The 24573-nt window shown below is 65.1% G+C and carries 15 protein-coding genes and 1 pseudogene; 2 read left to right on the top strand and 14 right to left on the bottom strand.

What is annotated here, in order from left to right; genetic code table 11:
- Positions 1-46: 46 nt before the first annotated feature.
- Both ACOGXD_RS07180 and ACOGXD_RS07175 read right to left on the bottom strand, forming a co-directional pair.
- The gene (locus ACOGXD_RS07180) at positions 47-1255 is read right to left on the bottom strand and encodes a restriction endonuclease subunit S (RefSeq protein WP_419917180.1); all 1209 of its coding nucleotides are present in this window, start codon (positions 1253-1255) and stop codon (positions 47-49) included.
- 35 nt (positions 1256-1290) lie between these two features.
- Positions 1291-4122, bottom strand: coding sequence for a DEAD/DEAH box helicase family protein (locus ACOGXD_RS07175; RefSeq protein WP_419917179.1), 2832 nt, complete (start codon positions 4120-4122; stop codon positions 1291-1293).
- 424 nt (positions 4123-4546) lie between these two features.
- Here ACOGXD_RS07175 and ACOGXD_RS07170 point away from each other — a divergent pair, with 424 nt between their 5' ends.
- Positions 4547-5110, top strand: coding sequence for a hypothetical protein (locus ACOGXD_RS07170; RefSeq protein ID WP_419917178.1), 564 nt, complete (start codon positions 4547-4549; stop codon positions 5108-5110).
- The gene (locus ACOGXD_RS07165) at positions 5110-8028 is read left to right on the top strand and encodes a hypothetical protein (RefSeq protein ID WP_419917177.1); all 2919 of its coding nucleotides are present in this window, start codon (positions 5110-5112) and stop codon (positions 8026-8028) included. The genes ACOGXD_RS07170 and ACOGXD_RS07165 overlap by 1 nt, the downstream gene beginning before the upstream one ends.
- Positions 8029-8109: 81 nt before the next feature.
- On the opposite strand, the gene ACOGXD_RS07160 is transcribed toward ACOGXD_RS07165, so the two are convergent.
- The 12 genes and pseudogenes from ACOGXD_RS07160 to rplA form a co-directional block, all read right to left on the bottom strand.
- Entirely contained in the window at positions 8110-8652 is a 543-nt protein-coding gene (locus ACOGXD_RS07160; protein ID WP_419917176.1) for a DUF4190 domain-containing protein, read from the bottom strand.
- A 488-nt stretch (positions 8653-9140) separates the two neighbouring features.
- On the bottom strand, positions 9141-9599 hold the full coding sequence (locus ACOGXD_RS07155) for a DUF6247 family protein (RefSeq protein WP_419917175.1): 459 nt from the start codon (positions 9597-9599) through the stop codon (positions 9141-9143).
- A gap of 77 nt (positions 9600-9676) precedes the next feature.
- Positions 9677-9991: a 30S ribosomal protein S10 gene (gene rpsJ, locus ACOGXD_RS07150; protein WP_323671069.1), complete on the bottom strand. Its 315-nt coding sequence runs from the start codon at positions 9989-9991 to the stop codon at positions 9677-9679.
- Between the two features lie 32 nt (positions 9992-10023).
- Positions 10024-11208, bottom strand: a complete 1185-nt coding sequence (tuf, locus tag ACOGXD_RS07145) for an elongation factor Tu (RefSeq protein ID WP_419854768.1) — start codon at positions 11206-11208, stop codon at positions 10024-10026.
- A 187-nt stretch (positions 11209-11395) separates the two neighbouring features.
- Positions 11396-13480 (bottom strand): elongation factor G, encoded by a 2085-nt coding sequence (fusA, locus tag ACOGXD_RS07140; RefSeq protein WP_419917174.1) that lies wholly within the window; start codon positions 13478-13480, stop codon positions 11396-11398.
- A gap of 67 nt (positions 13481-13547) precedes the next feature.
- A complete protein-coding gene (rpsG, locus tag ACOGXD_RS07135) occupies positions 13548-14018 on the bottom strand; it encodes a 30S ribosomal protein S7 (protein ID WP_323671072.1) in 471 nt (156 codons plus the stop codon).
- A gap of 1 nt (position 14019) precedes the next feature.
- Positions 14020-14391, bottom strand: coding sequence for a 30S ribosomal protein S12 (gene rpsL / locus ACOGXD_RS07130; RefSeq protein ID WP_419837519.1), 372 nt, complete (start codon positions 14389-14391; stop codon positions 14020-14022).
- A 170-nt stretch (positions 14392-14561) separates the two neighbouring features.
- Positions 14562-18490: pseudogene (locus ACOGXD_RS07125) on the bottom strand (DNA-directed RNA polymerase subunit beta').
- 90 nt (positions 18491-18580) lie between these two features.
- On the bottom strand, positions 18581-22243 hold the full coding sequence (locus tag ACOGXD_RS07120) for a DNA-directed RNA polymerase subunit beta (RefSeq protein ID WP_419917173.1): 3663 nt from the start codon (positions 22241-22243) through the stop codon (positions 18581-18583).
- Between the two features lie 253 nt (positions 22244-22496).
- The gene (gene rplL / locus ACOGXD_RS07115; RefSeq protein ID WP_323671076.1) at positions 22497-22889 is read right to left on the bottom strand and encodes a 50S ribosomal protein L7/L12; all 393 of its coding nucleotides are present in this window, start codon (positions 22887-22889) and stop codon (positions 22497-22499) included.
- Entirely contained in the window at positions 22886-23578 is a 693-nt protein-coding gene (gene rplJ, locus ACOGXD_RS07110; RefSeq protein ID WP_419917172.1) for a 50S ribosomal protein L10, read from the bottom strand. The genes rplL and rplJ overlap by 4 nt, the downstream gene beginning before the upstream one ends.
- A 294-nt stretch (positions 23579-23872) precedes the next feature.
- Positions 23873-24559: a 50S ribosomal protein L1 gene (gene rplA / locus ACOGXD_RS07105; protein ID WP_419917171.1), complete on the bottom strand. Its 687-nt coding sequence runs from the start codon at positions 24557-24559 to the stop codon at positions 23873-23875.
- Positions 24560-24573 lie beyond the last annotated feature (14 nt).

Genomic DNA, 24573 nt, shown 5'->3' with positions numbered 1-24573 from the left:
GGCACAACTGGTGCCGAGGCGACCAGGTTCGCCTCCCGCCGGAGTCTCAGTCCGTGAGGACCATCGCCGGCTCGTCATCTGTGCTCCGCGCGACGAGCTGGCCATCGAATGCTCTTGTCAGGATCGAACGGCGGAGAGCGTGCACCCGCTCATGCGCTTGACGAATCGCGGCCTCGCAGTCTGACGACTGCTGGAATTTCTCTTCGAGCCCGGTGACGATGCGTTCTTGCTCAACCTTGGGGGCGACAGGGATAGGAAATCGTGCGAGGCCTTGCTTACCGAGATGCCTGATGTTGACGCCGCGACCTGCCTCGCCGAAGCGTCCCGTCAAGGCCGCCATGTAGCAGTACCAATACAGGTATGCCGGATTGATGTCGCGGGCTTGGAGGCGCAGCAGCGTGTTCTGGAAGCAGCAGTTCTCGATCTCTCCGTTCCACAATGCCGGCTTGCCGACCTCGTTCGGGCTGCCCGATGCCTCGTTCAAAAGGAGGTCACCGGGCCAAAGGCGGTAGGTCTCGAAATCGCCCTCGTCAAAATTCATCTGCTTGACGTCGTCCAAACTGAGACCAGCCCAAGTGACATTGGCAGCACGAAGGTACGGCCGCATCTGCGGGCCGGCATGATGTTGCGGTGATCGCTGGCGGCCGAGTTGCACCTTCGCAACTTCCTCGATCTCCGTTCGTTGCCAATTGTGAGGGAGCGTTCCGTTCACCTTGAAGGCATCCGTCAAGAGCGACCGTCTGAAGGCAGCGACAGACCTCAGCCCACCCTCCAACGTCGACTGAACGGCGTCGAGGCGGGAGAAGTGCTCTTCGATGACGGCGACGATGCGGTCCTGTTCCATGGGTGGGGCCACAGGAATGGGCCAAGCCTTGAGAATCGTCTGGCTGATGTTGCGCTGCGTCGCACCCTTGCCGGCTTCCGCTAGTTGGCTGCGCTGGGCGAGCAAGAAATAGAAGAGGTACTGGCTGCTGATGCGAGGGACTGCCGAAGCAATCGCTTGATTGGTGGCCATAGGCATCCCGGCGATGCCCAACTTGCCGATTGACCCGTACATCGCGATCAAGATTGTTCCTGGGCGAACGATCTTGCAGCTGCTGTTGCTCAGCCCCTCATGGGTGATTGAACCCTTGCACTGGGAAACGACCTCATCGTTCAGGTCGCCGATGACGGCCCAAGGAATGTCTCCGCCGTAGTAGCTCTCCTCTGTGCGCCGCGGGGTTCCACCGCTGCTCCAGTCGGCAATCTCACCCAAAGTTGTCCTCACCCAGCCTGGGGGTAGGTCTGTTGTCACGCGGCGAGCACCATGGTTAGTTCGCTGAGCAGGGCGTCGAGTTCGTCGCCGAAGAGTTGGTGGGCTTTACCGAGGCCGCCTTGGGTGCTGAAGGGTGGGGCCATCAGTTCTTTGGGCTCGATGCCGAGGTTGGTGGCGATGCGGTCTTTGATCAGCTCCAGGAAGGCTGCCTGCTCTTGGGAGAACGTCCGGCCGGCGTTCGCCTGTAGCAGCAGCCACGCTTGGAAGCGATCGTCCACGAGATCGGGGTAAGCGATCAGTTCGTCGGACGCGCCGAGCGTGTAGCGGACGAGGCTCACCAGGTCGGTACTGACGCGATGGCCTGAACCGTGAACTTTGGAGGCGTCGAGTGTCTCGTAGGCCTCCCAGAGATCGGCGGGGGTCCAGCGATGGGGTGGGCGTGCGATTGCGTTTGCCAGTTCCTTGATGTCTTCGTAGCTCAGCCCCCCGCCGTAGGGCTGGCCGTAGAGGACCTGCAGGGCGGTGATCTCGTTCTTGTTGTCTTCGATGAATTGGCGCCACGACTCGACTTGGACCCTTGCCCGGTCCGCCGCCTCCTTGGAGAACTCGCCGGATATCACTTTGTCCTTCGAAGCGGTGTCGATCACCTGCTCGTAGCTGCGCCGAACATCGACCAGCTTCTCGCGCAATGCTGCATTGCCGGCCAGCGGCTGTACGGCTTCCTTGATCATCTGTGTGCCGGCTGCTTCGACCTGTTCGGTCGTGGGCTCATCGCCACCCGCTGCGGCGGCGGCTGCCTCGTATTGCCGGTCGACATCCAGCGCGTTCACCATGCTGCGGACCAGGTCGCTCAACTCGAGGCCAGCCACCTTCTCTACTTCGGCTCGGTCCTCGGCAGTCATGCGTCGGTTCAACCGGGTGAGTCGAGACGCCAGCGACGACACCACATCGGGGTTGGTCGAGCCGAGCCCGATGTCATGTAGCAGCCTGTCGAAGCTCACTGTGCGCTGGCGTTCCATCGGCACCGTGTCGTGCAGTTCGGCTTCGGTGACGCCGACGGCGTCCACGATCACGAAGCGGTCCTTGACCGTGGCATCCGGCGTGACCGCGCGCAGTTGGTCGCTGTCGATCACCCGCACACCGCGCCCCTTCATCTGCTCGAAGAAGTTGCGGCTTCGCACCATGCGCATGAACACCACGCACTCGATCGGCTTCACATCGGTGCCGGTCGCGATCATGTCCACGGTCACCGCGATACGCGTTTGGTAGCTGGTGCGGAACTGGGCCAGCAGTTCCTCGGGCTTGTTGCCCGCATCGCCGGAGCGGTAGGTGATCTTCACCGCACCTTCGTTGCCGAGCCCGAACTCCTGGCGGACAACCTGAACGATGTCGTCGGCGTGGCTGTCGTCCTTGGCGAAGATCAGCGTCTTGGGGACATGCGCGAGCAGGCCATCGTCCCGGCGCTCTCGGTCGGGGAAGATCTCAGGCAGCGAGTCACGCAGCGTGCGCACCACGGTGCGGATCTGGTCGGGTGCCACCACCCGCTTGTCCAGTTCGTTGGCGTCGTAGTCGATGTCCTCGTCAATCTTCTCGAACCGGACTTCGCGGGTATCGCGGTCGCGGAAGTCCGTGACGAAATCAGCGGGGACAGTGCCGCCGGACTCGGTGATCTCGGTGCGGATGCGGAACACGTCGAAGTCCACGTTGACCCGGTCGGCCACCGCTTGGGCGTGCCCGTACTCCATCACGAGGTTCTGGTCGAAGAACCCGAATGTCTGAATGCCGGGGGTAGCCGTCAAGCCCACCAAGAACGCGTCGAAGTACTCGAGCACCTGACGCCACACTCCATAGATGGAGCGGTGGCATTCGTCGACGATGATCACGTCGTAGGACTCGATCGGCACCGCCGGGTTGTAGGCAACCTCGACCGGCGCTGCCGGTGCCGCCTCGAAGCTGCTCAGCTCGTCGAGGCTCTCGTCGAAGTCGTCGGCCTCGTCGCCTCGCAAGATCGAATGCAGCCGCTGGATGGTGCAGATGTGCACCTTGGTGGCGGCCTCGCCGGCCATAGCCAGCCGTGACGACGTGAGGTGACGGACGTTGTACAGCTCGCTGAACTTGCGGCTGTCGTCGGGAGTGGTGAAGCCTTGGAACTCCCGGAGAGCTTGGCGACCCAGATTCGCCCGGTCGACGAGGAACAGGATTCGCTCAGCTCCAGCGTGGAGCAGCAGCCGGTAGCAGACGTTGGCGGCGGTGAAGGTCTTGCCTGAGCCTGTTGCCATCTGGATGAGTGCCCGGGGCCGGTTCTCCTGCAGGGACTGCTCAAGGTTGCGGATCGCCTCGGCCTGGGCGGGCCACAAGTGTGATGCACCTGCTGCGACGTCGAGCTCAGGCAGCAGCGGGATGCCAGTACGCAGACCGGCACCACGGCCATTGACAAAGTCCTCGTGCCACTGGGCCAAGGTCTCAGGCCGATGGAACGTGTACACCCGACGACTGACCGGCACAGGGTCCAACTCGCTCGTGAATCGCGTCTCAGCACCTGTGGACTCGTAACAGAAGGGCAGCGCCCCATCGACCTCGAACGCCGGCAGCTCGTCCGGATACGCGGAGCCGTACTTGCGAGTCTGATACTCAACCCCAGTCAGCGTGCTGCCGACCTTCTTCGCCTCAATGACGCCGACAGCTTGGCCATCCACATAGAGCACATAGTCAGCCGGACCCGCCGCGGTCTGAACCTCACGAACGGCGACACCTTGCGCCGCAGCCACCGCCGCGCCCTTGTAGTCCTGCACCACCCAGCCGCAAGCCTCCAACTGCTCATCAATGTCACGACGAGCGCGCTGCTCGGGCGTCAGACTTTCCGACACCGAGAGCCTCTACACGCCACATCAACAACCCGCACAGCCCGCGATGGTAGGGCTGGCACGCCTGCTTTCGAGGTGCTGAACGACAGCGGCGGGATGAGGCTCGATCCCGCGAGCGTCGACATGTGCAGCGCGCAAAGGCGGGGACCCTTCGGAATCACCGTCGCACGAATCCGCGCATACTGACGCCGCCGCGACGAAGCGGGTGTCCATCCGGAGAAACCGCCGTGGCGCGCTGGACTGCCGAGGGCATCATGTGAGCGTGTTCGATTGCGGACCACCCGATGACGGGCCCAGCGCCGACCATGGGCCTGCGGTGCCCCGCGGAGCGACTGAGGAGTGGTGGAACTCCGAGCGCGCAGGGCTACAAGAATGGCTGGACCGAAAGGCACGGCATCTCACCCCGCTGTACCTGGGGGCGCTGCGAATGGCGATGGATGAGGGTTTCCCAGGCAGGGTTCACTTCATCGCGCATGCGATTCGTGAGATCAGGAACCGTCTACCCGACGCGCTCGATGGAACGCTTGAGCTTCCTAAGTCGAAATATCCGAAGTACGTGGGGAAGCTGCATGAGCGATGGGTTGACGAGGGATTCCCAACAGATGGATCCGGGCCTTCGATAGAAGAACACGCGGGGGCGAACTCAGCATCGAGTGGCTGCGTGGTGTCGCATGAGTTCATCGCTGCGGTGGCAAGTCTGGTCGCACATCACACCGGACTCGAAGCGGACCGGGATGCGCTCAGGACGCCCCGTTTTGAAGCGCTCGCCGGTTCAGGTCCCCATCCGCAACACGTGTGGAAGAACTGGCGAGACGCATCTCGTTCCGCCGAGCAGTTTGCACACGCCCGAAACAAGACGCTGCCCCCGAGTGCGGACGGCGAATGGACAGCCAATTTCTTGGCGTTCGAGCGGTTCTTGATAGTGATCTCGAAGCGTGCTCAGGAGAACATCGCAGACCTCGACGAACTGCTTCGTGAGGCGAACAGCTGATGAGTGCGTGGACTCCGCCCAACGAAGACCAGCTGGACCTGCTGCAGGCACAGGCCGCTCGCCAAGAGAACCGCGCGTATTTCTTCGACCGGCTGGAGAACCCTGAGTGGGTTGCGCCTTTGGCGGACCGCGGGTACTTCGCTGCGCCGCCAGGTGCGATGCACAACCGAGAGCAGGGCACTGTTCGGTTCGTGCCGTGGCCGGAGGGGCGCTACCTCGAGCGCATGGCGCCGCTCGCTCCCGATGCTGTGCTGACGGTTCTTGAGGCGTTGCCGTCGTCGGACAATCCTGTCGCTACGCAGATCGCGCTGAGGATCGTAGGAGCTCTGCCCAACGGCCATTTCGGTCGGCTGGCCTCGAAGGTCTTGGAGTGGCTGGGAGAGCGGTTGGGCGCTCGGTTCGGGGACCAATTCGCAGATGAGGCGGCGGCGACAATCTCGCGTCTCGCGCGCATCGGCGAAATCGACATGAGCCTGCGGATCACGAAGGCGCTGTTGCGGCTTGAACCGCAGCTAGATGGGGAAGCAACCGATGACCTCGACGAAGCGGCCTCGTTGCTGCGACCAGAGCCTGTCAGTCAACTGTCCCACTGGGCATACGGCGAAGCAGTCGGGCAGGTCCTGCCCGACCTCGTGGATGCGGGGGGCCTCGATGCCGTGCGGGCGTTCTCGGCGTTGCTCAACGATGCGTTGAGGCTGAGCGCATATGTAGGCGAGTCGGCCGACGAGGCCAATCACTCCTATATCTGGCGGCCGGCGGTCGAAGACCACGCTCAGAACTCCGACCGTGACATTGCCAGCGTTCTTGTCTCGGCGGTGAGAGACGCAGCGGTTCGCTTCGCGGGCACCTCGGCGGACGCGCTCGAAGCAGCGGTGGTTCAGCTTGAGAAGGCGACGTCCCTGCACCGTCGCATTGCTCTGCACGTGCTGGCGCACGCCGACGGCGGCGAAGCACTGGTCACCGAGCGCGTTTCGGACAGGGGCTTGTTCGACGACTACCGGCTGCGCCACGAGTACGCAGCCTTGTTGCGTTGCCGCTTCGGTGACGCGTCTGACGAAGCGCGTCGGCGCTTTCTCGAATGGGTCCATAACGGACCTGACCTCGAGAGATTCCGTCAATGGCGAACTGCGTCCGATGGCACGGCCCCTGCCGAGGGAGAAGGGTCTCGCTATGTCGCTTACTGGCAGCGCGACTGGCTGAGCTATGTGGTGGATCATCTGCCCGACCGCGCAGCGGCGCTCTACCAGAGTCACGTTGAGCGCTACGGCGACGCCGAGCATCCCGACTTCCTGAGCTGGACTTCGGTTGATTCGGGCCCGGACAGCCCGGTGTCCAAAGACGAGATGGACAGCTGGCCGCCTACCAAGGTCATCGACTACCTCAGAGCCTGGCAACCAGACACCGAGCGGCCCCACTTCAGCGCCTCGATGGAGGACCTCGGACGCGTTGTCGAAGAATCGGTCGCGGAACGCGCACCCGAGTTCATCGCAGTCATCGACAGCCTCGCGACATTAGATCCCACCTACGTTCGCCACTGCCTCGGCGGCTTCCAAACCGCAATCAAAGGCGGCGCGCAGATCGACTGGGAGCCCGTGCTGCGTCTGATGTCCTCGGTCGTCGGGCATCCCTTCGAGGAGGACAGCGACGAACCTGGCTGGGACCGCGACCCGGGGTGGCGATGGGCACGGGGCAAAGCCGCCTCGCTGATCGAGACAGGCATCGGCGACGGCGGCAACCGCATCCCCTTCCGATTCCGCGAAAGGGTCTGGCACATCCTCGCGATGCTCATGCACGACCCGAACCCGTCGCCTGCACACGAAGCTCGCGACATCCGCAGCATGGGTCCCCACACCCTCTCGATGAACACCAACCGGGGCGAGGCCATGCACTCAGTGATGTCCTATGCGCTTTGGTGCCGACGCGAACTCAGCGCGAACGACGTCGGCACCAAGACCGGATTCGACGCGATGCCCGAAGTCCGGACCGTCCTTGAAGAACACTTGGACCCAGTGACAGACCCGTCGGTCGCGGTCCGGGCGGTCTATGGCGCATACCTGCCCTGGCTGGCCCTTATCGACGAAGGATGGGTCGTCGCGCATCTCGGTGACATCTTCCCCGCGGCATCCGAGCAATCCGAATTGCGAGACGCCGCATGGAACACGTACGTCTGCTGGTGCCGGCCTTATGACCCGATGTTGGACATACTGCGGACCGAGTACGAGGCCGCTATCGAGCGAGTTCCGTCCAGCGGCAGCAGGGACCTGTCGGACTCCCATGAGGTAGATCAGGACCTCGGCGAGCACCTCGTCACCTTCTACTGGCGCGGTTTAGCGCCGATGCCCATACTCGAACGTTGGTTCGAAATGGCCGACGACGAACTCGCCGCCCACAGCATGAGCTTCATCGGGCAAGCGCTTGGAAACACGAGTGGCGACGTTGCGGCCGTGGTCTTGCAGCGCATCCGAGAGCTGTGGGAATGGAGGCTTGCGGCCATCGAAGCAAACCCCCAACGACACTCACATGAGGCCAGTGCCTTCGCCCCCACGTTCTTGTCGTCGAAGCTCGACGAAGACTGGTCACTTGCCGCACTCGAGACCACCCTCGCCGCCGGAGGCCCCAGATGGCATGGCCGCGAAGTGATCGAGCGCCTCGCCGAGATATCAACATCCAAACCAGCAGCTGCAGCGAGAATCACCGAGCAAATCCTCAAGACCGCCGAAAACGATTGGGACCACGCCACGTGGAGAAACCAAGTCCGTGAACTCCTGAACGCAACCAGTGATGCCCCCGACGACGAGACGCACGAGCACCGGTCAGCGATCATCGACCACTACGTCACCCGCGGCTATTACGACTTCAAGAGCCTCGCCCAGCAACCAATCACCTCGACCTCAGAGAGCCCGCTCGCGAGCGGCTAGATGCGCGAGGGCTGGACTTTGAACTCGGTCTCTACGCCAACAGGCAGGTCAAGACGCTGGAGCGAGTCGAAATCGGAGCTATCAAGGAGTCGCTATCGCGAATGCAATGATCAGCGCTACCAGGGACGCCGAGACGATCCCACACACCAGTCCAGCCTTGCGCATCCCCTCACCGAGTCGCTGGCCACTGCGTGTCTCATCTCGGGCTGCAACGGCTAGGGCTATTCCCACAATTCCGGACACGCCCCATGTGATGAAGCCGCAGATGCCGCAGCACATTGCGGCAATCGCCTTGCCGGAATAGCGGTCTGGTTGAGCGCGACGCTGTCCTCTCGGTGGAAATCGACGTTCAGCGGCGATCCGGCGCTCAACGCTCACGATTTCTCCGAGTGTCTCGACATCCCCATCAGAGCCATGCGGTGACGTGACTTGCAAGCTTGCGAATTGCGCGGCAGCGTCCTGTTGCCCCGTATCAGCAAGCCAATCATCAAGCAGGCGAGCCGCAGCGCCTACCAAGGCCGGATGCCACGTGCTGTGGCCTCGGTTGTCGGCATCAGCGGCGAACCTTCGCTGCGCTTCAAGGATGTCGAGGGCACTCAGTTCGTCGGCATCGGCATCTTGCATGGTCGGGCATCGTACAGACGCGCAATTGCGCCTCCAGCGAATGGAGTCACGCGCGCTACTGGGTGCCGTCGACGACGTTCGCCTCCGAGCGGCTTCAGTATCGAACGCGACCCGAGAAACCCCGGCTACTCGGTGGCTTTGGGATGACCGGTGCCCGCGTGGGTCATCCAGATCGTTCGCTTGGCGTCGTCGATGCCGTACCAGATGCGGCCGCCGGAAGTGACTTCGTACTGCCACTGCTCCATCTCTACGCCGCTGACCAGACACTGCCGACGAGGTCCTCTCAGCGGATGCTGGCGCGTGTTCCGCCGACGCGGATCACTGACGATCGCGTCCCAAGCAGTCCATGCGTTGGACGGAACATCTCTGCACAACCGATCCCATCCATTTGCCGCGGCGTTGTTCGCGAACCGGAAGTCCCAGCCATCCGGGCGCGGCGGCGGCGCGACGCGTTCTCGACGCTTCGGCATGCCGTGGTGCGGAGGCCCTCAGCCTGAGGGACGCGGTACGCGGCCGCCGTGAGTGATCTCGTGCGGCCCGGCCAGCCGACGAGCCAACTCTGGATCGGCATGAACCTCGGCTGTGGCCTTCCACTCGTGCAAGAACTGGGCTACGGCCTTGAAGTCGCCGATCGATGCCGCCGCCGCAAGCTCTTGGGCGAACTCCTCAAGGAATTGCTCACGTTCGTCGTCAGGCAGATACTTCGTCCACGGGTATGCCTCACTCAAGGACTTCCCGACCGCGGCCGGGTAGTGAAGAGACAGGTGTCGAAGCACACGAGTGATGCCGCTGAACGCTTCTGACCGCGCATTCTCTCGATCAGCATGGCGCAGGTGAAGCGCCGGCGCGCTCCGGCGGCGCAGCACCACATCACTGTTGTCGAGCTCAGCCACGACCTCCTTGGGGTGGCGCAAGAACTCCGAAAAGGTCCGCTCGATCACCTGCATGGCGTCACCTTATCTGAATTAGTTCAGAAGTCAGGCGCAGCCGCGTTAACAGCGCCCGCTTGCAGGCGGATAGCGCGCTAGGGCTGGACTTTGAGCTCGATCTCGACACCGGCAGGCAGGTCGAGACGCTGGAGCGAGTCGACCGTCTTGTCGGTGGGATCGATCACGTCGATCAGGCGCTTGTGGATCCGCATCTCGAAGTGCTCGCGCGAGTCCTTGTCCTTATGGGGAGACCGCACGACCGTGTAGCGATGCTTCTCGGTGGGCAGCGGCACCGGGCCCCGCACCTTGGCATTGGTGCGCAGCACCGTCTCGGTGATCTTCTGCGCCGACTGGTCCACGATCTCGTGGTCGTAGGCCTTGAGCCGCATCCGGATCCGAGGTGCTGCCATCTGAGTGCCTGACTGTTCGCCGGAAACCCGGGTTACTGGACGATCTTGGTGACCCGGCCGGCGCCCACAGTGCGCCCGCCCTCACGGATGGCGAAGCGCAAGCCTTCGTCCATCGCGATCGGGTTGATCAGCTCGACGGTCATCTCGGTGTTGTCGCCCGGCATGCACATCTCGGTGCCCGACGGCAGCTCGACCACACCGGTGATGTCGGTGGTGCGGAAATAGAACTGCGGGCGGTAGTTCGAGAAGAACGGCTTGTGCCGCCCTCCCTCGTCCTTGGTGAGCACGTATACCTGCGCCTCGAACTTGGTGTGCGGGGTGATCGCGCCCTTGCGGGTGCAGACCTGGCCGCGCTCCACCTCGTCCTTGCCGGTGCCGCGCAGCAGCAGGCCGACGTTGTCGCCAGCCTGGCCCTGATCGAGGATCTTGCGGAACATCTCGACGCCGGTCACCGTGGTGGTCTGCGTCTCGCGGATGCCCACGATCTCGACCTCGTCACCGGAGTTGATGATGCCCTGCTCGATCTTGCCGGTCACCACGGTGCCGCGGCCAGTGATCGAGAAGACGTCCTCGATCGGCATCAGGAACGGGCGCTCGGTGTCGCGCTCGGGCTCGGGTACGTACTCGTCGACCGCGTTCATCAGCTCGACGACCTGCTCGGCGGCAGCCGCGTCGCCCTCCAGTGCGTTCAGCGCGGAGACGCGGACCACCGGCACGTCGTCGCCGGGGAACTCGTACTCGCTGAGCAGCTCGCGTACCTCGAGCTCGACCAGCTCGAGCAGCTCCTCGTCGTCGACCATGTCGACCTTGTTCAGCGCGACCACGATGTAGGGCACGCCGACCTGGCGGGCCAGCAGCACGTGCTCACGCGTCTGGGGCATCGGGCCGTCAGCGGCGGACACCACCAGGATGGCGCCGTCCACCTGGGCGGCGCCGGTGATCATGTTCTTGATGTAGTCGGCGTGACCGGGCATGTCGACGTGCGCGTAATGCCGGTTGGCCGTCTCGTACTCGACGTGCGCGATCGAGATCGTGATGCCGCGCTCACGCTCCTCGGGTGCCTTGTCGATCTCGTCGAAGGCCGTGGCCTGGCCGCCGACCTGTTCGGACAGCACGCGCGTGATGGCAGCCGTCAGTGTCGTCTTGCCATGGTCGATGTGGCCCATCGTGCCCACGTTGACGTGAGGCTTGGTCCGCTCGAAACGCTCTTTTGCCATGTCGTACCCGCCTTTCGGGGTTCTGCTCGCCTATCGGGGGTGAGTGAGGTGCAGGGATGTCGTTTTTCTTTGTTTCTTCACCGTTCTGAACGGTGTGAGGCTAGGGATGCCGTGGCCCAGTTCCAATAGGCCCCCAGCCACAAAAGTCGGCCCGGAGACGACTGCGGCCCTCCAGCAGCCAGCTAGGTCATTCGCCGCGGATGCGCTTGATGATCTCCTCGGCGATGGTGCGCGGCACCTGCTCGTAGTTGTCGAATTGCATGCTGTAGGTCGCGCGGCCCTGGGTGCGGGACCGGAGGTCGTTGGCGTAGCCGAACATCTCCGACAGCGGCACCTTGGCGTCGATCACCTGGTTCACGCCGCGCAGCTCCATCTGCCCGACCCGGCCGCGCCGTGAGTTGAGGTCGCCGATGACGTCGCCCATGTAGTGCTCGGGCGTGACGACCTCCACCGACATGACCGGCTCGAGCAGGACCGGCCGTGCCAGCCTCGCTGCATCGCGCATGGCCATCGTGCCGGCGATCTTGAATGCCATCTCCGAGGAGTCAACGTCGTGATGGTTGCCGTCGATCAGATCGACGGCCACGTCCACCAGCGGGAAGCCCGCGAGCGGGCCGTTCTCCAGCGACGACTGCAAGCCCGCATCGACCGACGAGATGTACTCGCGCGGGATCACACCGCCGCGGATGCTGTCCTCGAAGACGTACCCCTCGCCGGGCTCCGACGGGCGCAGGTTGATGACCACCACTGCGTACTGGCCTGAGCCGCCGGTCTGCTTGATGTGGCGGTACTCGAACTTGTCGACCGGCGCCGTGATCGTCTCGCGGTAGGCCACCTGCGGCTTGCCGATCGAGGCGTCCACCTTGAACTCGCGCAGCATCCGGTCGACCAGCACCTCAAGGTGCAGTTCGCCCATGCCCGAGATCACGGTCTGGCCGGTCTCGTCGTCGGTCTTGACCTGGAAGGTGGGATCTTCCTCGCTCAGCGCTGTGAGCGCCTTGCCCAGCTTGTCCTGGTCGCCCTTCGACTTGGGCTCGACGGCCACGTGCACGACCGGGTCGGGGAAGTCGAGCTGTTCGAGCACGATCGGCTTGGACGAATCGCACAGCGTGTCGCCCGTGCGAGTGTTCTTCAGGCCGATGCCCGCAACGATGTCGCCGGTGCCGATGTCGTCGCGGTCTTCGCGGTTGTTGGCGTGCATCTGCAGGATGCGCCCGATGCGCTCGCGATTGCCCGTGGTGGTGTTGAGCACCTGGCCGCCGCGCTCGAACTTGCCGCTGTACACCCGGAAATAGGTGAGCTTGCCGACGTGAGGGTCGGTCATGATCTTGAACGCCAGCGCCGAGAACGGCTCTTCGTCGCTGGGAGTGCGCTCCAGATCTTCCTTGCCGTTCGTCGAGCGGCCCGCGATTGCCGGGATGTCGACCGGCGCGGGCAGATACATCGTGACTGCGTCGAGCAGCGGCTGCACGCCCTTGTTCTTGAACGCGCTGCCGGTGAGCACCGGCACGATCTGGCCGTCGACCGTGCCCTGCCGGATCGCCCGCCGGATTGTGTCGGCATCGACCTCCTCGCCTTCGAGGTAGGCCAGCATGATGTCCTCGTCGACATCGGCGAGCCGTTCGAGCAGCTTGCTGCGGTACTCGGACGCCTGATCGGCCAGATCGGCAGGAATGTCGACGATGTCGTAGGTGGCGCCAAGATCGTCGCCTTTCCACACCACAGCGTTCATCTCGACGAGGTCCACCACGCCTTCGAAGTCGGCCTCGAGGCCGATCGGCAGCTGCAGGACAGCCGTGTTGGGGGTGAGCCGGTCCTCGATGCTGGCCAACGAGCCGAAGAACGAGGCACCCGTGCGGTCCAGCTTGTTGATGAAGCACATCCGCGGCACGCCGTACCGGTCGGCCTGCCGCCAGACGGTCTCGGTCTGCGGCTCAACGCCTGCGACGCCGTCGAACACTGCCACGGCGCCGTCGAGCACCCGCAGCGACCGCTCCACCTCGACGGTGAAGTCGACGTGGCCCGGCGTGTCGATGATGTTGATGACGTGATCGTTCCAGTGGCAGGTGGTGGCGGCGGAGGTGATGGTGATGCCCCGCTCTTGCTCCTGCTCCATCCAGTCCATCGTGGCGGCGCCATCGTGGACCTCGCCGATCTTGTAGTTGACGCCGGTGTAGTAGAGGATCCGCTCCGTCACCGTGGTCTTGCCCGCGTCGATGTGGGCCATGATCCCGATGTTGCGGACGCGGTCGAGAGGTTGCGTTCGAGCCATTTCAGCGTTGTCCCAATTGACCAGACATCTCGATCAGATCGCCAGCGAACTGCTCACCAGCGGACTGTTACCAGCGGTAATGGGCGAAGGCCTTGTTGGCCTCTGCCATGCGGTGCGTGTCTTCGCGCCGCTTGGCAGCCGAGCCGGTGCCGTTGGAGGCATCCATCAGCTCGTTCGCGAGTCGTTCCGACATGGTGCGCTCGCGGCGCTCGCGGGCGAAGCCCACGATCCAGCGAATCGCCAGCGCGGTGGCGCGGCGAGGGCGCACCTCGACGGGCACCTGGTACGTGGCACCGCCGACGCGACGGCTCTTCACTTCGACTTGCGGCCGGGTGTTGTCCACCGCCCGCTTCAGAATCTCGAGCGGCTCGCCACCTGTCCGCTCGCCGACGAGATCCATCGCTTGGTACACGATGCTCTCGGCCAGCGAGCGCTTGCCGCGCCGCAGCACCTTGTTGATGAACTGGGTGACCAGCGCGGAGTCGTAGACGGGGTCGGGAGCGATGTCGCGGCGGGGCGCTGCACCTCGGCGGGGCACGTCAGGACTCCCGCTTGGCGCCGTAGCGCGAGCGTGCCTGCTGACGGGCATTCACACCCGAAGCATCCAGCGCACCGCGGATGATCTTGTAGCGGACGCCGGGCAGGTCTTTCACCCGGCCGCCGCGCACCAGCACGATGCTGTGCTCCTGAAGGTTGTGGCCCTCGCCCGGGATGTACGCGGTCACTTCGACACCGCTGGTGAGGCGCACACGGGCAACCTTGCGCAGGGCCGAGTTCGGCTTCTTCGGCGTGTGCGTGTACACGCGGGTGCAGACCCCGCGCCGCTGCGGCGAGCCCTTCAACGCAGGCGTGCGCACCTTCGTCGGCTTGGACTTTCGGCCCTTGCGGACCAGCTGCTGGATCGTGGGCACCAGAACCTCGGTGAGTTGGGAGACCCCTGCAAGTCGGGGCTGTCAGCGGGACAGATTGCTAGCGGACAGGTCGACAGGCAGGAGTCGGGCAGATCTGCGCAATGCCCCACCCGGCAGCGCGCCGAAACCGGCTATGAAGGCTAGGCAGCGCGCCCCAGCACGACAACCGCTCAGCCGGCGTCGGTGAACGAGGCGACGCCCTCTTCGAGACCTGCCTCGTCGGCATCGGGATCGCCGCCGATCGACGCCAGCCACGCAGCCGGGTCTTGGGCATCCTCGGACGACCAGAACTCCATCGGCTCGTACTCGGGGGCAATCGTGTCGATGTTGCGGTACACGTCCTGACCGGTGCCGGCCGGAATCAGCTTGCCGATGATGATGTTCTCCTTGAGGCCCTTCAGGCTGTCGCGACGCGACTCGATGGCCGCCTCGGTCAGCACGCGGGTCGTCTCCTGGAAGGAGGCAGCCGAGAGCCACGACTCGGTCGCCAGCGATGCCTTCGTGATGCCCATGATGATCGGGCGTCCCTCGGCGGGGCGACGGCTCTGAGCCACCAGCTCGCGGTTGGCTTCGCGGTAGTTCCGCTGGTCGACCTGTTCGCCGGGCAGGAACGGCGAATCGCCCTGCTCGCCGACGAGCACCCGCCTGGTCATCTGGCGGATGATCAGCTCGATGTGCTTGTCATGGATCGACACGCCCTGCTCGCGGTACACCTTCTGCACCTCGGAGACCAGGTACTGCTGGGTCTCGCGCACGCCGCGGATCTCGATGAGCTCCTTGGGGTCGCGCGGACCGTCCACGAGCGGGTCGCCGGCGCGGATGTCCTGACCGTCGGTCACGGCGAGCCGCGACATGGACGGAACCGTGTAGGTGTCCTCGGAGCCGTCATCGCCGATGACGTCGATCTGGCGTCCCCGACCGTCGTCCTCGCCGATGCGCACCACACCTGAGCGGCGGGCCAGCACGGCCTTGCCGCGCGGGGTGCGGGCTTCGAACAGCTCGACCACCCGGGGCAGACCGCCGGCGATGTTCTCGCCGCCGATGACGCCGCCGGTGTGGAACGTCCTCATGGTCAGCTGCGTGCCCGGCTCGCCGATGGACTGGGCAGCAATCACGCCGACCGCCTCACCCACCTCGATGAGCTTGCCGGTCGCCAGCGATCCGCCGTAGGCCATCGCCGACACGCCGAATTCGGAATCGTCAGTAAGCGGGGACAGCACACGGACTCGCGTGACGTCAGGGTCGTCGCGCAGCGCGATCAACTCGTCCTCGCCGACCAGCCGTCCGGCCTCGAGCACGGTGCCGTCGCTGAGCGTCACTTCCGCCGCAAGGCAGCGGCTGAACAGCCTCGTGTCGAGATGGGTGCGCTTGTCCGGTCCGTCCGGCGCGACGTCCTCGATCCACAGCCCGTTCACCGGACCGGGCCGGTCGAAGGGATTCTCGCTGTTGATGATGAGCTCTTGGGCGACATCGACGAGCCGGCGGGTCAGGTAGCCCGAGTCGGCCGTGCGCAGCGCCGTGTCGACCAAGCCCTTGCGGGCGCCTGGCGTGGAGATGAAGTACTCCAGCGTGGCCAAGCCCTCTCGATACGACGACTTGATGGGGCGCGGGATGATGTCGCCGCGGGGGTTGGCAACCAGCCCGCGGATGGCGGCAATCTGGCGCACCTGCATCATGTTCCCGCGTGCGCCGGAGCCGACCATCATGCCGATCGGGTTGAACGTGGTGCGAGACATCTCGCCTTCAAGCGAGCGACGCACCTCGTCGGTGGCGTCGGTCCAGATCTCCACTTCCTTCTGACGCCGCTCGCCGTCGGTGATGATGCCGCGCCGGAACTGGGTCTCGACTCGCTCCGCCTCGCCCTCGTGGCGTTCGAGGATCTCGGCCTTGTCGGGAGGCGTGCTCACGTCGTCGACCGAGATCGTCAAGCCCGAGCGGCTGGCGTACTCGTAGCAGAGGTCCTTGATGTGGTCGAGGCTGACGGCAATCTCGCTCGTGGAGTAGTTGTCGGACAGGGCGCGCACGATGCGACCCATGTCGCCCTTGCGGACGGGCCGGTTCACGTACTCGAAGTCGTCCGGGAGCGTGGCGTTGAACAGCGCACGGCCTGGCGTCGTGGGCGTGTAGCTGCCGTTTCCGTCGCTGAGCTGCGCAATGCGCCACTCGATGGGCTGGTGCAGCTTGAGGTGGCCGAGGTCGAGCGCCTGCTCGATCTGGTGCAGGTGGCGGAAAACCGGCACCTCGGCACTGTCATCGCTGTCGGCGCCGGTTGCCTCCGTCAGGTAGTAGCTGCCGATGAGCATGTCCAGGTTGGGCACGGTCATCGGCCGGCCGTCGGCGGGGCTCAGGAGGTTGTTGGCCGACAGCATCAGCACCCGTGCCTCTGCCTGCGCCTCTGAGGACAGCGGCAGGTGCACAGCCATCTGGTCGCCGTCGAAGTCGGCGTTGAAGGCAGCGCACACCAGCGGGTGGATCTGGATCGCCTTGCCTTCCACCAGCAGCGGCTCGAAGGCCTGGATGCCCAGCCGGTGCAGCGTGGGCGCCCGGTTCAGCAGCACTGGGTGCTCCTTGATGACGTCCTCGAGCACGTCCCAGACGTCGGCGCGGCGCCGCTCGACCATCCGCTTGGCCGATTTGATGTTCTGCGCGATCTCCGAGTCGACGAGCCGCTTCATGACGAACGGCTTGAACAGCTCGAGCGCCATCAGCTTGGGCAGCCCGCACTGGTGCAGGCGCAGCGTGGGCCCCGCGACGATGACCGAGCGGCCCGAGTAGTCACGCGCTTGCCGAGCAGGTTCTGGCGGAAGCGACCCTGCTTGCCCTTGAGCATGTCCGACAGCGACTTCAGCGCCCGATTGCCGGGGCCTGTCACAGGACGGCCCCTTCGGCCGTTGTCGAACAGCGCATCCACCGCTTCTTGCAGCATGCGCTTCTCGTTGTTGACGATGATCTCGGGTGCCCGCAGGTCGAGCAGGCGCTTCAGCCGGTTGTTGCGGTTGATGACACGTCGGTAGAGATCATTCAGGTCAGAGGTCGCGAAGCGTCCGCCGTCGAGCTGCACCATCGGGCGCAGGTCGGGCGGGATGCACGGCACCGCGTCGAGAATCATCGCCCGCGGGTCGTTGATGCGGCGCCCGTGCTCGTCTCGCCGGTTGAACGCGCTCAGGATCTTGAGGCGCTTGATCGCCTTCTGCTTGCGCTGGGCCGACAGTGGCCGGCGCCCGTCGGACGCCTCGATGGCGGCACGCAGTTCGGCCTCCTCGACGTCGAAGTCCATGTTGGCCATGAGCTGCGCGATGGCCTCGGCGCCCATGCCGCCCTCGAAGTACTGGCCGTAGCGATCCTCCAGCTCGCGCCAGAGATCCTCGTCGTCGACGATCATCCGCTCGTGCAGGTCGCGCAGCGCCGCGAAGGCGCGCTCCACGAGGTCTTTCTCCTCGTTGGCTTCTTCGTCGATGGCCTCGAGGTCGCGCTCGGATTCGCGCTGAGCCGACCGCAGCTCGCGTTCCTTGGCGTCGTCGGCCTCCAAGGAAGCGAGTTCGCTCTCGAGCTCGGCGAGCCGCTCCGCCCGGCGCTCGGCGAGCTCCTCGTCGATGACGTCGAGCTCCTCGGCCTTCTCGGCTTCGAGCCGCGGCAGGTCGGCGTGCAGCTTCTCGCTGTCGACCTTGGTGACCAGGTTCGCAGCGAAGTAGATGACGCGCTCCAGCGCCTTGGCCTTCAGCTCCTGGCGGGGGTCGAGGCCAGTCAAGAAGTACGCCAGCCATGAGCGGGTGCCCCGCAAGTACCAGATGTGCACCACCGGGGCCGCCAGCTCGATGTGGCCCATGCGCTCGCGGCGCACCTTGGAACGGGTGACTTCCACGCCGCAGCGCTCGCAGATGATGCCCTTGAACCGGACACGCTTGTACTTGCCGCAGCCGCACTCCCAGTCCTTGGTGGGACCGAAGATCTTCTCGCAGAACAAGCCGTCCTTCTCGGGCTTGAGCGTGCGGTAGTTGATGGTCTCCGGCTTGCGGACCTCGCCGTTGGACCATGTGCGGATGGCGTCAGCGGTCGCCAAGCCGATCCGGATGTCAGAGAAGTCGTTGACGTCGATCATGCGTTATGTCCGGCCCTGTGTCTGTATCGGTGGTGCGAGTTCTTGATGTTTCGGTTGCGCTGTATCGGCTGTGCGGTGTCGCTGCGTTGATCACATGCGCTGCTGGCGGCGCAGCTCGTCTTCTTCGTCGGTGCCGCGCTCGGGCCGGCTGATGTCGATGCCCAGCGATTCCTCGGCACGGAAGACGTCTTCGTCGAGACCCTGGATGTCGATCTGCTGCCCGGCTGTCGACATGACCTCGACGTTGAGGCAGAGCGCCTGCATTTCCTTGATGAGCACCTTGAAGCTCTCAGGGATGCCGGGCTCGGGGATGTTCTCGCCCTTGACGATCGCCTCGTACACGCGCACCCGGCCCAGCACGTCGTCGGACTTGATGGTGAGCAGCTCCTGCAGGCAGTAGGCAGCGCCGTACGCCTCGAGGGCCCACACCTCCATCTCGCCGAAGCGCTGGCCGCCGAACTGCGCCTTGCCGCCCAGCGGCTGCTGGGTGATCATCGAGTACGGCCCCGTCGAGCGAGCGTGGATCTTGTCGTCGACCAGGTGTGCCAGCTTCAGGATGTAGCTGTAGCCGACCATGATCGGCTCGTCGTAGGCCTCGCCGGTGCGCCCGTTGAAGAGCACCGTCTTGCCCGAGCGGGTCATCAGGCGTTCGCCGGTCACCGATTCGGGCCGCAGGTTCTCGAGCGTCTGCTGGATGGTGGGATGCCGCCCGGCGGCCTCCTCCTCGTCCCAGCGCGCCCCGTCGAACACCGGCGTGGCAATGAATACCGACGGCTCGGTGGTGGGGCGGGTCTTGCGGGCAGTGTTGCTGACCGGCTCCTTGCCGATCATCTCTTCCTTGCCGCCCCCGTCGGTGGCCTTCCAGCCCCAGCGTGCTGCGTAGCCCAAGTGGGCTTCGAGCACCTGGCCGACGTTCATGCGGCTCGGCACCCCCAGCGGGCTCAGGATGATGTCGACCGGTGTGCCGTCGGCCAGGTACGGCATGTCCTCGGTGGGGAGGATCTTCGAGATCACGCCCTTGTTGCCGTGACGTCCGGCGAGCTTGTCGCCCACGCTGATCTTGCGCTTCTGGGCCACGTACACGCGCACGAGCTGGTTCACGCCAGGCGGCAGCTCGTCGTCGGCGTCGCGGCTGAACACCCGGATGTCGGTAACCACGCCGTTCTCGCCGTGGGGCACCTTGAGCGAGGTGTCGCGCACCTCGCGGGCCTTCTCGCCGAAGATGGCACGCAGCAGCCGTTCCTCGGGCGTGAGCTCGGTCTCGCCCTTGGGAGTGACCTTGCCCACCAGCACCGCGCCCGGCTCGACTTCGGCACCGATGCGCACGATGCCCTGCTCGTCGAGGTCGGCGAGGATGTCGTCGGCCAGGTTCGGGATGTCCCGGGTGATCTCCTCGGGACCCAGCTTGGTGTCGCGGGCGTCGATCTCGTACTCGTGAATATGGATCGACGTGAGCACGTCGTCCTTCACCAGACGCTCCGACAGGATGATGGCGTCCTCGTAGTTGTAGCCCTCCCAGGCCATATAGGCGACCAAGAGGTTCTTGCCCAGCGCCAGCTCGCCGTGATCGGTAGACGGCCCGTCTGCGATGACGGCCTGAGGCTCCACGCGATCGCCGACGCGAACGAGCGCCCGCTGGTTGATGCAGGTGTCCTGATTGGAGCGCCGGAACTTGAGCAGCGGGAATTCGTGCCGCTTGCCGTCATCTCCGTCGATGACGATGCAGTCGCCGGCAACTTCGGCGACTTCGCCGCCGACGCCCTGACGCTCGCCCTTGTCGTCTTCGATTTCCGCAAGCACCATCTCGGCAGCGTCGGCCATGGCGAGGCCTTCGATGCCGGTGCCGATGTAGGGGGCCTCGGCCCGCAGCAGCGGCACCGCCTGGCGCTGCATGTTGGCGCCCATGAGCGCCCGGTTGGCGTCGTCGTGCTCGAGGAACGGGATCAGCGCGGTGGCCACCGACACGATCTGCTTCGGCGATACGTCCATGAGCTGGACTTCCGATGCCGGCACGTAGCTGATCTCGGTGGTCGCGGCGAAGTAAGTGTCGCGCTCCATCTGCAGCCGCAGATCTTCCAGGCTGGCGCCCTGGGGGCTCTTGCGCACGAGCACGCGGGGGTTGCGGAACGATCCGTCGGGGTTGAGCGGCGCGTTGGCCTGCGCGACCACGAACTCCTCTTCCTCATCCGCCGTCAGGTAACGCACTTCGGTGGTGGCCTTGCCGTCCTTGATCACCCGGTAGGGCGACTCGATGAAGCCGAACTCGTTGACGCGGGCGAAGGTGGCCAGCGCCCCGATCAGGCCGATGTTCGGACCCTCCGGCGTCTCGATGGGGCACATGCGGCCGTAGTGGCTGAAGTGGACATCGCGCACCTCGAAGCCGGCGCGTTCCCGCGACAGGCCGCCGGGGCCGAGCGCGGACAGGCGGCGGCGGTGGGTGAGGCCCGACAGCGGGTTCACCTGATCCATGAACTGGCTGAGCTGGCTGGTGCCGAAGAACTCCTTGGTGGCCGCCACGACCGGGCGGATGTTGATCAGCGTCTGCGGCGTGATGGCCTCGACGTCCTGGGTGGTCATGCGCTCGCGCACCACCCGCTCCATGCGGCTGAGGCCGATCCGCACCTGGTTCTGGATCAGCTCGCCGACGGAGCGGATGCGGCGGTTGGCGAAGTGATCCTGGTCGTCCAGGCGGTAGCCGGGCTCGGCGTTCGCCAGATGCAGCAGGTAGCTCGCCGTGGCGAGGACTTCGCTGCGGGTGAGCACCGTGGAATCGGGGTCGGGGCGGATCAGTTCGGGGTGCTCGAGCGCGTCGGGATCATCGGCGTCGATGAAGTCGAGGCCGAACAGCTCGGACACGCGGTCGAGCTCGGGCCCCAGCTTGCGGTTCAGCTTGTAGCGACCGACCTTGGACAGCGAGTACCGGCGCTCGTCGAAGAACGCATTCTGGAAGTAGTTGGACGCGGCATCCGGGGTTGCCACCTCACCGGGGCGCACCCGCTTGTACAGCTCGAGGAGCGAATCCTGCTGGTTGGGCGCAACGTCTCGATCCTTCTCCCACTGGGGCTCCAGGAAGTCGAAGTGCTCGACGAAGCGCTCGAGCAGGCCGGGATGGCGGTCTTCGCCGTAACCCAGTGCTCGCAGCAGCGAGAAGATGCTGAGGCGGCGCTTGCGGGCCACCCGGCTGCCGGCGGTGGGATCCTTGCCCGGCTTGTGCTCGACGTCGAACTCGATCCATTCGCCGCGGTAGGGGTGAACGGTTGCCGTCACCAGCTGGTGCTTCGACATATTGCGGAGCCGGTAGCGCTCGCCGGGCTGGAAGATGACGCCGGGCGAGCGCACGAGCTGACTCACCACCACCCGCTCGGTGCCGTTGATGATGAATGTGCCCTTGGGGGTCATCATCGGGAAGTCGCCCATGAACACGGTCTGGGCCTTGACCTCGCCGGTGTGAGCGTTCTTGAACTCGGCGCGCACGAAGATCGGCGCCGAGTAGGTCATGTCGCGTTCCTTGCACTCCTCCACGGAGAACTTGGGCGGCGGGCGCAGATCCTCGTCGTAAGGGTCGAAGGAGAAGACGAGCTGGAGATGCCCGCCGAAGTCGCTGATGGGGCTGATGTCTGAGAAGGTCTCAGCGAGCCCGACATCGAGGAATCGTTGGAAGGAATCCTTCTGGATCGACACGAGGTCCGGGAGCTCCAGGACTTCGTCGAGGTTGCCGAACGAATAGCGTTCGCGGCCGACACGAGACGACAACGGACTCTCCTAGTGGTTCAGTTGTTCGGGATGGGTCACCGGCGACTGCCCGCGGCAGGCGACGGGGGGCTGGAAGCGCGCGCAGTCGCAGGCGTCCGCAGCAAACAGGGAGCCCACCGCTGGGCCTCGGTGCTGGGGACTGGTGGGTGCGCGAATGGGGAGGCCACCTGTGCCACGGCCTTGGCAACGCTATCCAGCGATGCTGGGCGCCACAACCGCGACACGCGGCGTGCGGTGAGAAATGCGCTCGCGTCTAGGACAGTTCGACGCTGGCGCCGACTGCCTCGAGGGCTTCCTTGGCCTTGTCGGCGTCGGCCTTCGGCACGCCTTCGAGCACGGGCTTCGGGGCGGCCTCCACCAGGTCCTTGGCCTCCTTGAGTCCCAGGCTGGTGAGCGAGCGCACCTCCTTGATGACCTGCACCTTCTTGTCGCCGATCGCGGTCAGCGTGACGGTGACCTCATCGGCAGCCTCCTCGGCGGCCTCGCCGTCGGTGTCACCGCCAGCAGCAGCGGCAGCCACCATCATCGGGGCGGCGGCAGCAGCGGTGACGTCGAAGCGCTCTTCAAACGCCTTCTTCAGCTCGACCAGCTCGAGCACCGTCATGTTGCCGATGGCGTCGAGGATCTCTTCGGTGGACGTGCTCATTGGTTGTTCTCCGTATTTGTTGGGTCGTTTGTTGGATCGTCAGGTGAATCGCTGTCTGGGCCGTCTGCTTCGACGTCGGCCGCGTCAAGAGCGGCATCGGCTTGGTCGGCTTGAGCCGGTGCCTCGTCGTCGGGAGCCGGGTTGTCCGGTGTCTTGTCGATCAGCGCCTGAACGAGGCCCGACACCTCCCCGATCAAGTTGTTCATCATCGAAGCCAGCGCATTGAGCGGCGCAGCGAACGCTCCCAGCATCTGCGCCATCAGCTCATCGCGCGACGGCAGGTCGGCGAGCTCGCGCACTTGGGCGTCACTGAGCAACGTGCCCGCCAGCACGCCGCCCTTGATGATCAGCGCGTCGTGCTCCGCTGCGAACGTGCGCAGCGCCTGAGCGGCCGCCGACGGATCCTTGCCGCAGAAGGCGAGCGCCGTGGGCCCCAAGAGCAGGTCAAGCGTGCCGGCCGGCGCATCAACAGACAGTGCCCGGCGGACGAGCGTGTTCTTGTAGATCTTGTAACGGCAGTCGGCATCGATGAGGCGGCCGCGCAGGTCGGCCATCTCTGCCACGTCCAAGCCCCGGTACTCGGTGAACAGCACCGCATCGGCCTCGGCGAATCGCTGGCGGACCTCGTCTACCACTGCCACCTTGTCGGCCCGCGGCACGCGCCCCTCAGCCGTAGTTGCTGTCGCCATGGTGGAGACCTCCTGTGCTGCGGGGTGTGCGGTGATCGGGCGGGTGGATCGCTCCCGGCCCCAGAACGGGCACCGGTCCGCAGACCAGACAGAACCGCATCCCGACGTACACGCGCACAGGAAGACCGTCCGCCTCATCAGGCTCGACCCGTGCGACTCACCCGAGGCGGGCGAGCCCCTGAACATGGTTCAGACGGGGCCGATTTCAGGCCGGAGCCACCGGAGTTCTACGGCGAGCAAGTTGTGAAGTGCCGAACGCTACCGGTCGCGCCCGGCCATTCAACTGCGGGAGGGCTAGTTGAACGTGGTGGGGTCGATGCGGACTCCTGGGCCCATGGTCGAGGACACCACCATCTTGCGCACGTAGCGGCCCTTGGCACCGGCCGGCTTCGCCCGTGCCAGCTCGTCCATGACCGCTGCCAGATTGGCGTTCAGGTCCTCAGCGGTGAAGCTCACCTTGCCGATCGCCAGATGCACGTTGCCGTACCGGTCGGTGCGGTACTCGACCTTGCCGCCCTTGAACTCGCCGACAGCCTTGCCCACATCGGGGGTCACCGTGCCGGACTTGGGGTTCGGCATAAGGCCACGTGGGCCGAGCACCTTGCCCAGCCGGCCCACGACGCCCATCATGTCCGGCGTCGCGATCGCCACGTCGAAATCGGTGAATCCGGCCTCGACGCGCTCGGCCAGATCGGCGCCGCCCACGACATCGGCCCCCGCTTCGGAGGCTTCGCCCGCAGCGTCACCCTGCGCGAAGACCGCAACGCGCACGTCGCCGCCGGTGCCCGACGGAAGCGCGACGGTGCCACGCACCATCTGGTCGGCCTTGCGGGGGTCCACGCCGAGCCGCACCGACAGATCGACCGATTCGTCGAACTTGGCCGGTGCCAGCGTGCGCACCATGTCGATGGCCTGGGCAGGCTCGTGCATCATCTGCCGGTCGTACCGTCGGGTCGCCTCGGCGTACTTCTTCCCTGACATCTGTGTTCTCCTGC

The sequence above is a fragment of the Candidatus Poriferisodalis sp. genome (assembly GCF_965204125.1).
Taxonomy (GTDB): Bacteria; Actinomycetota; Acidimicrobiia; order Acidimicrobiales; family Poriferisodalaceae; genus Poriferisodalis.
The sequence above is the reverse complement of the archived record's forward strand: the minus strand, read 5'-3'. Positions and strand labels throughout refer to the sequence as shown.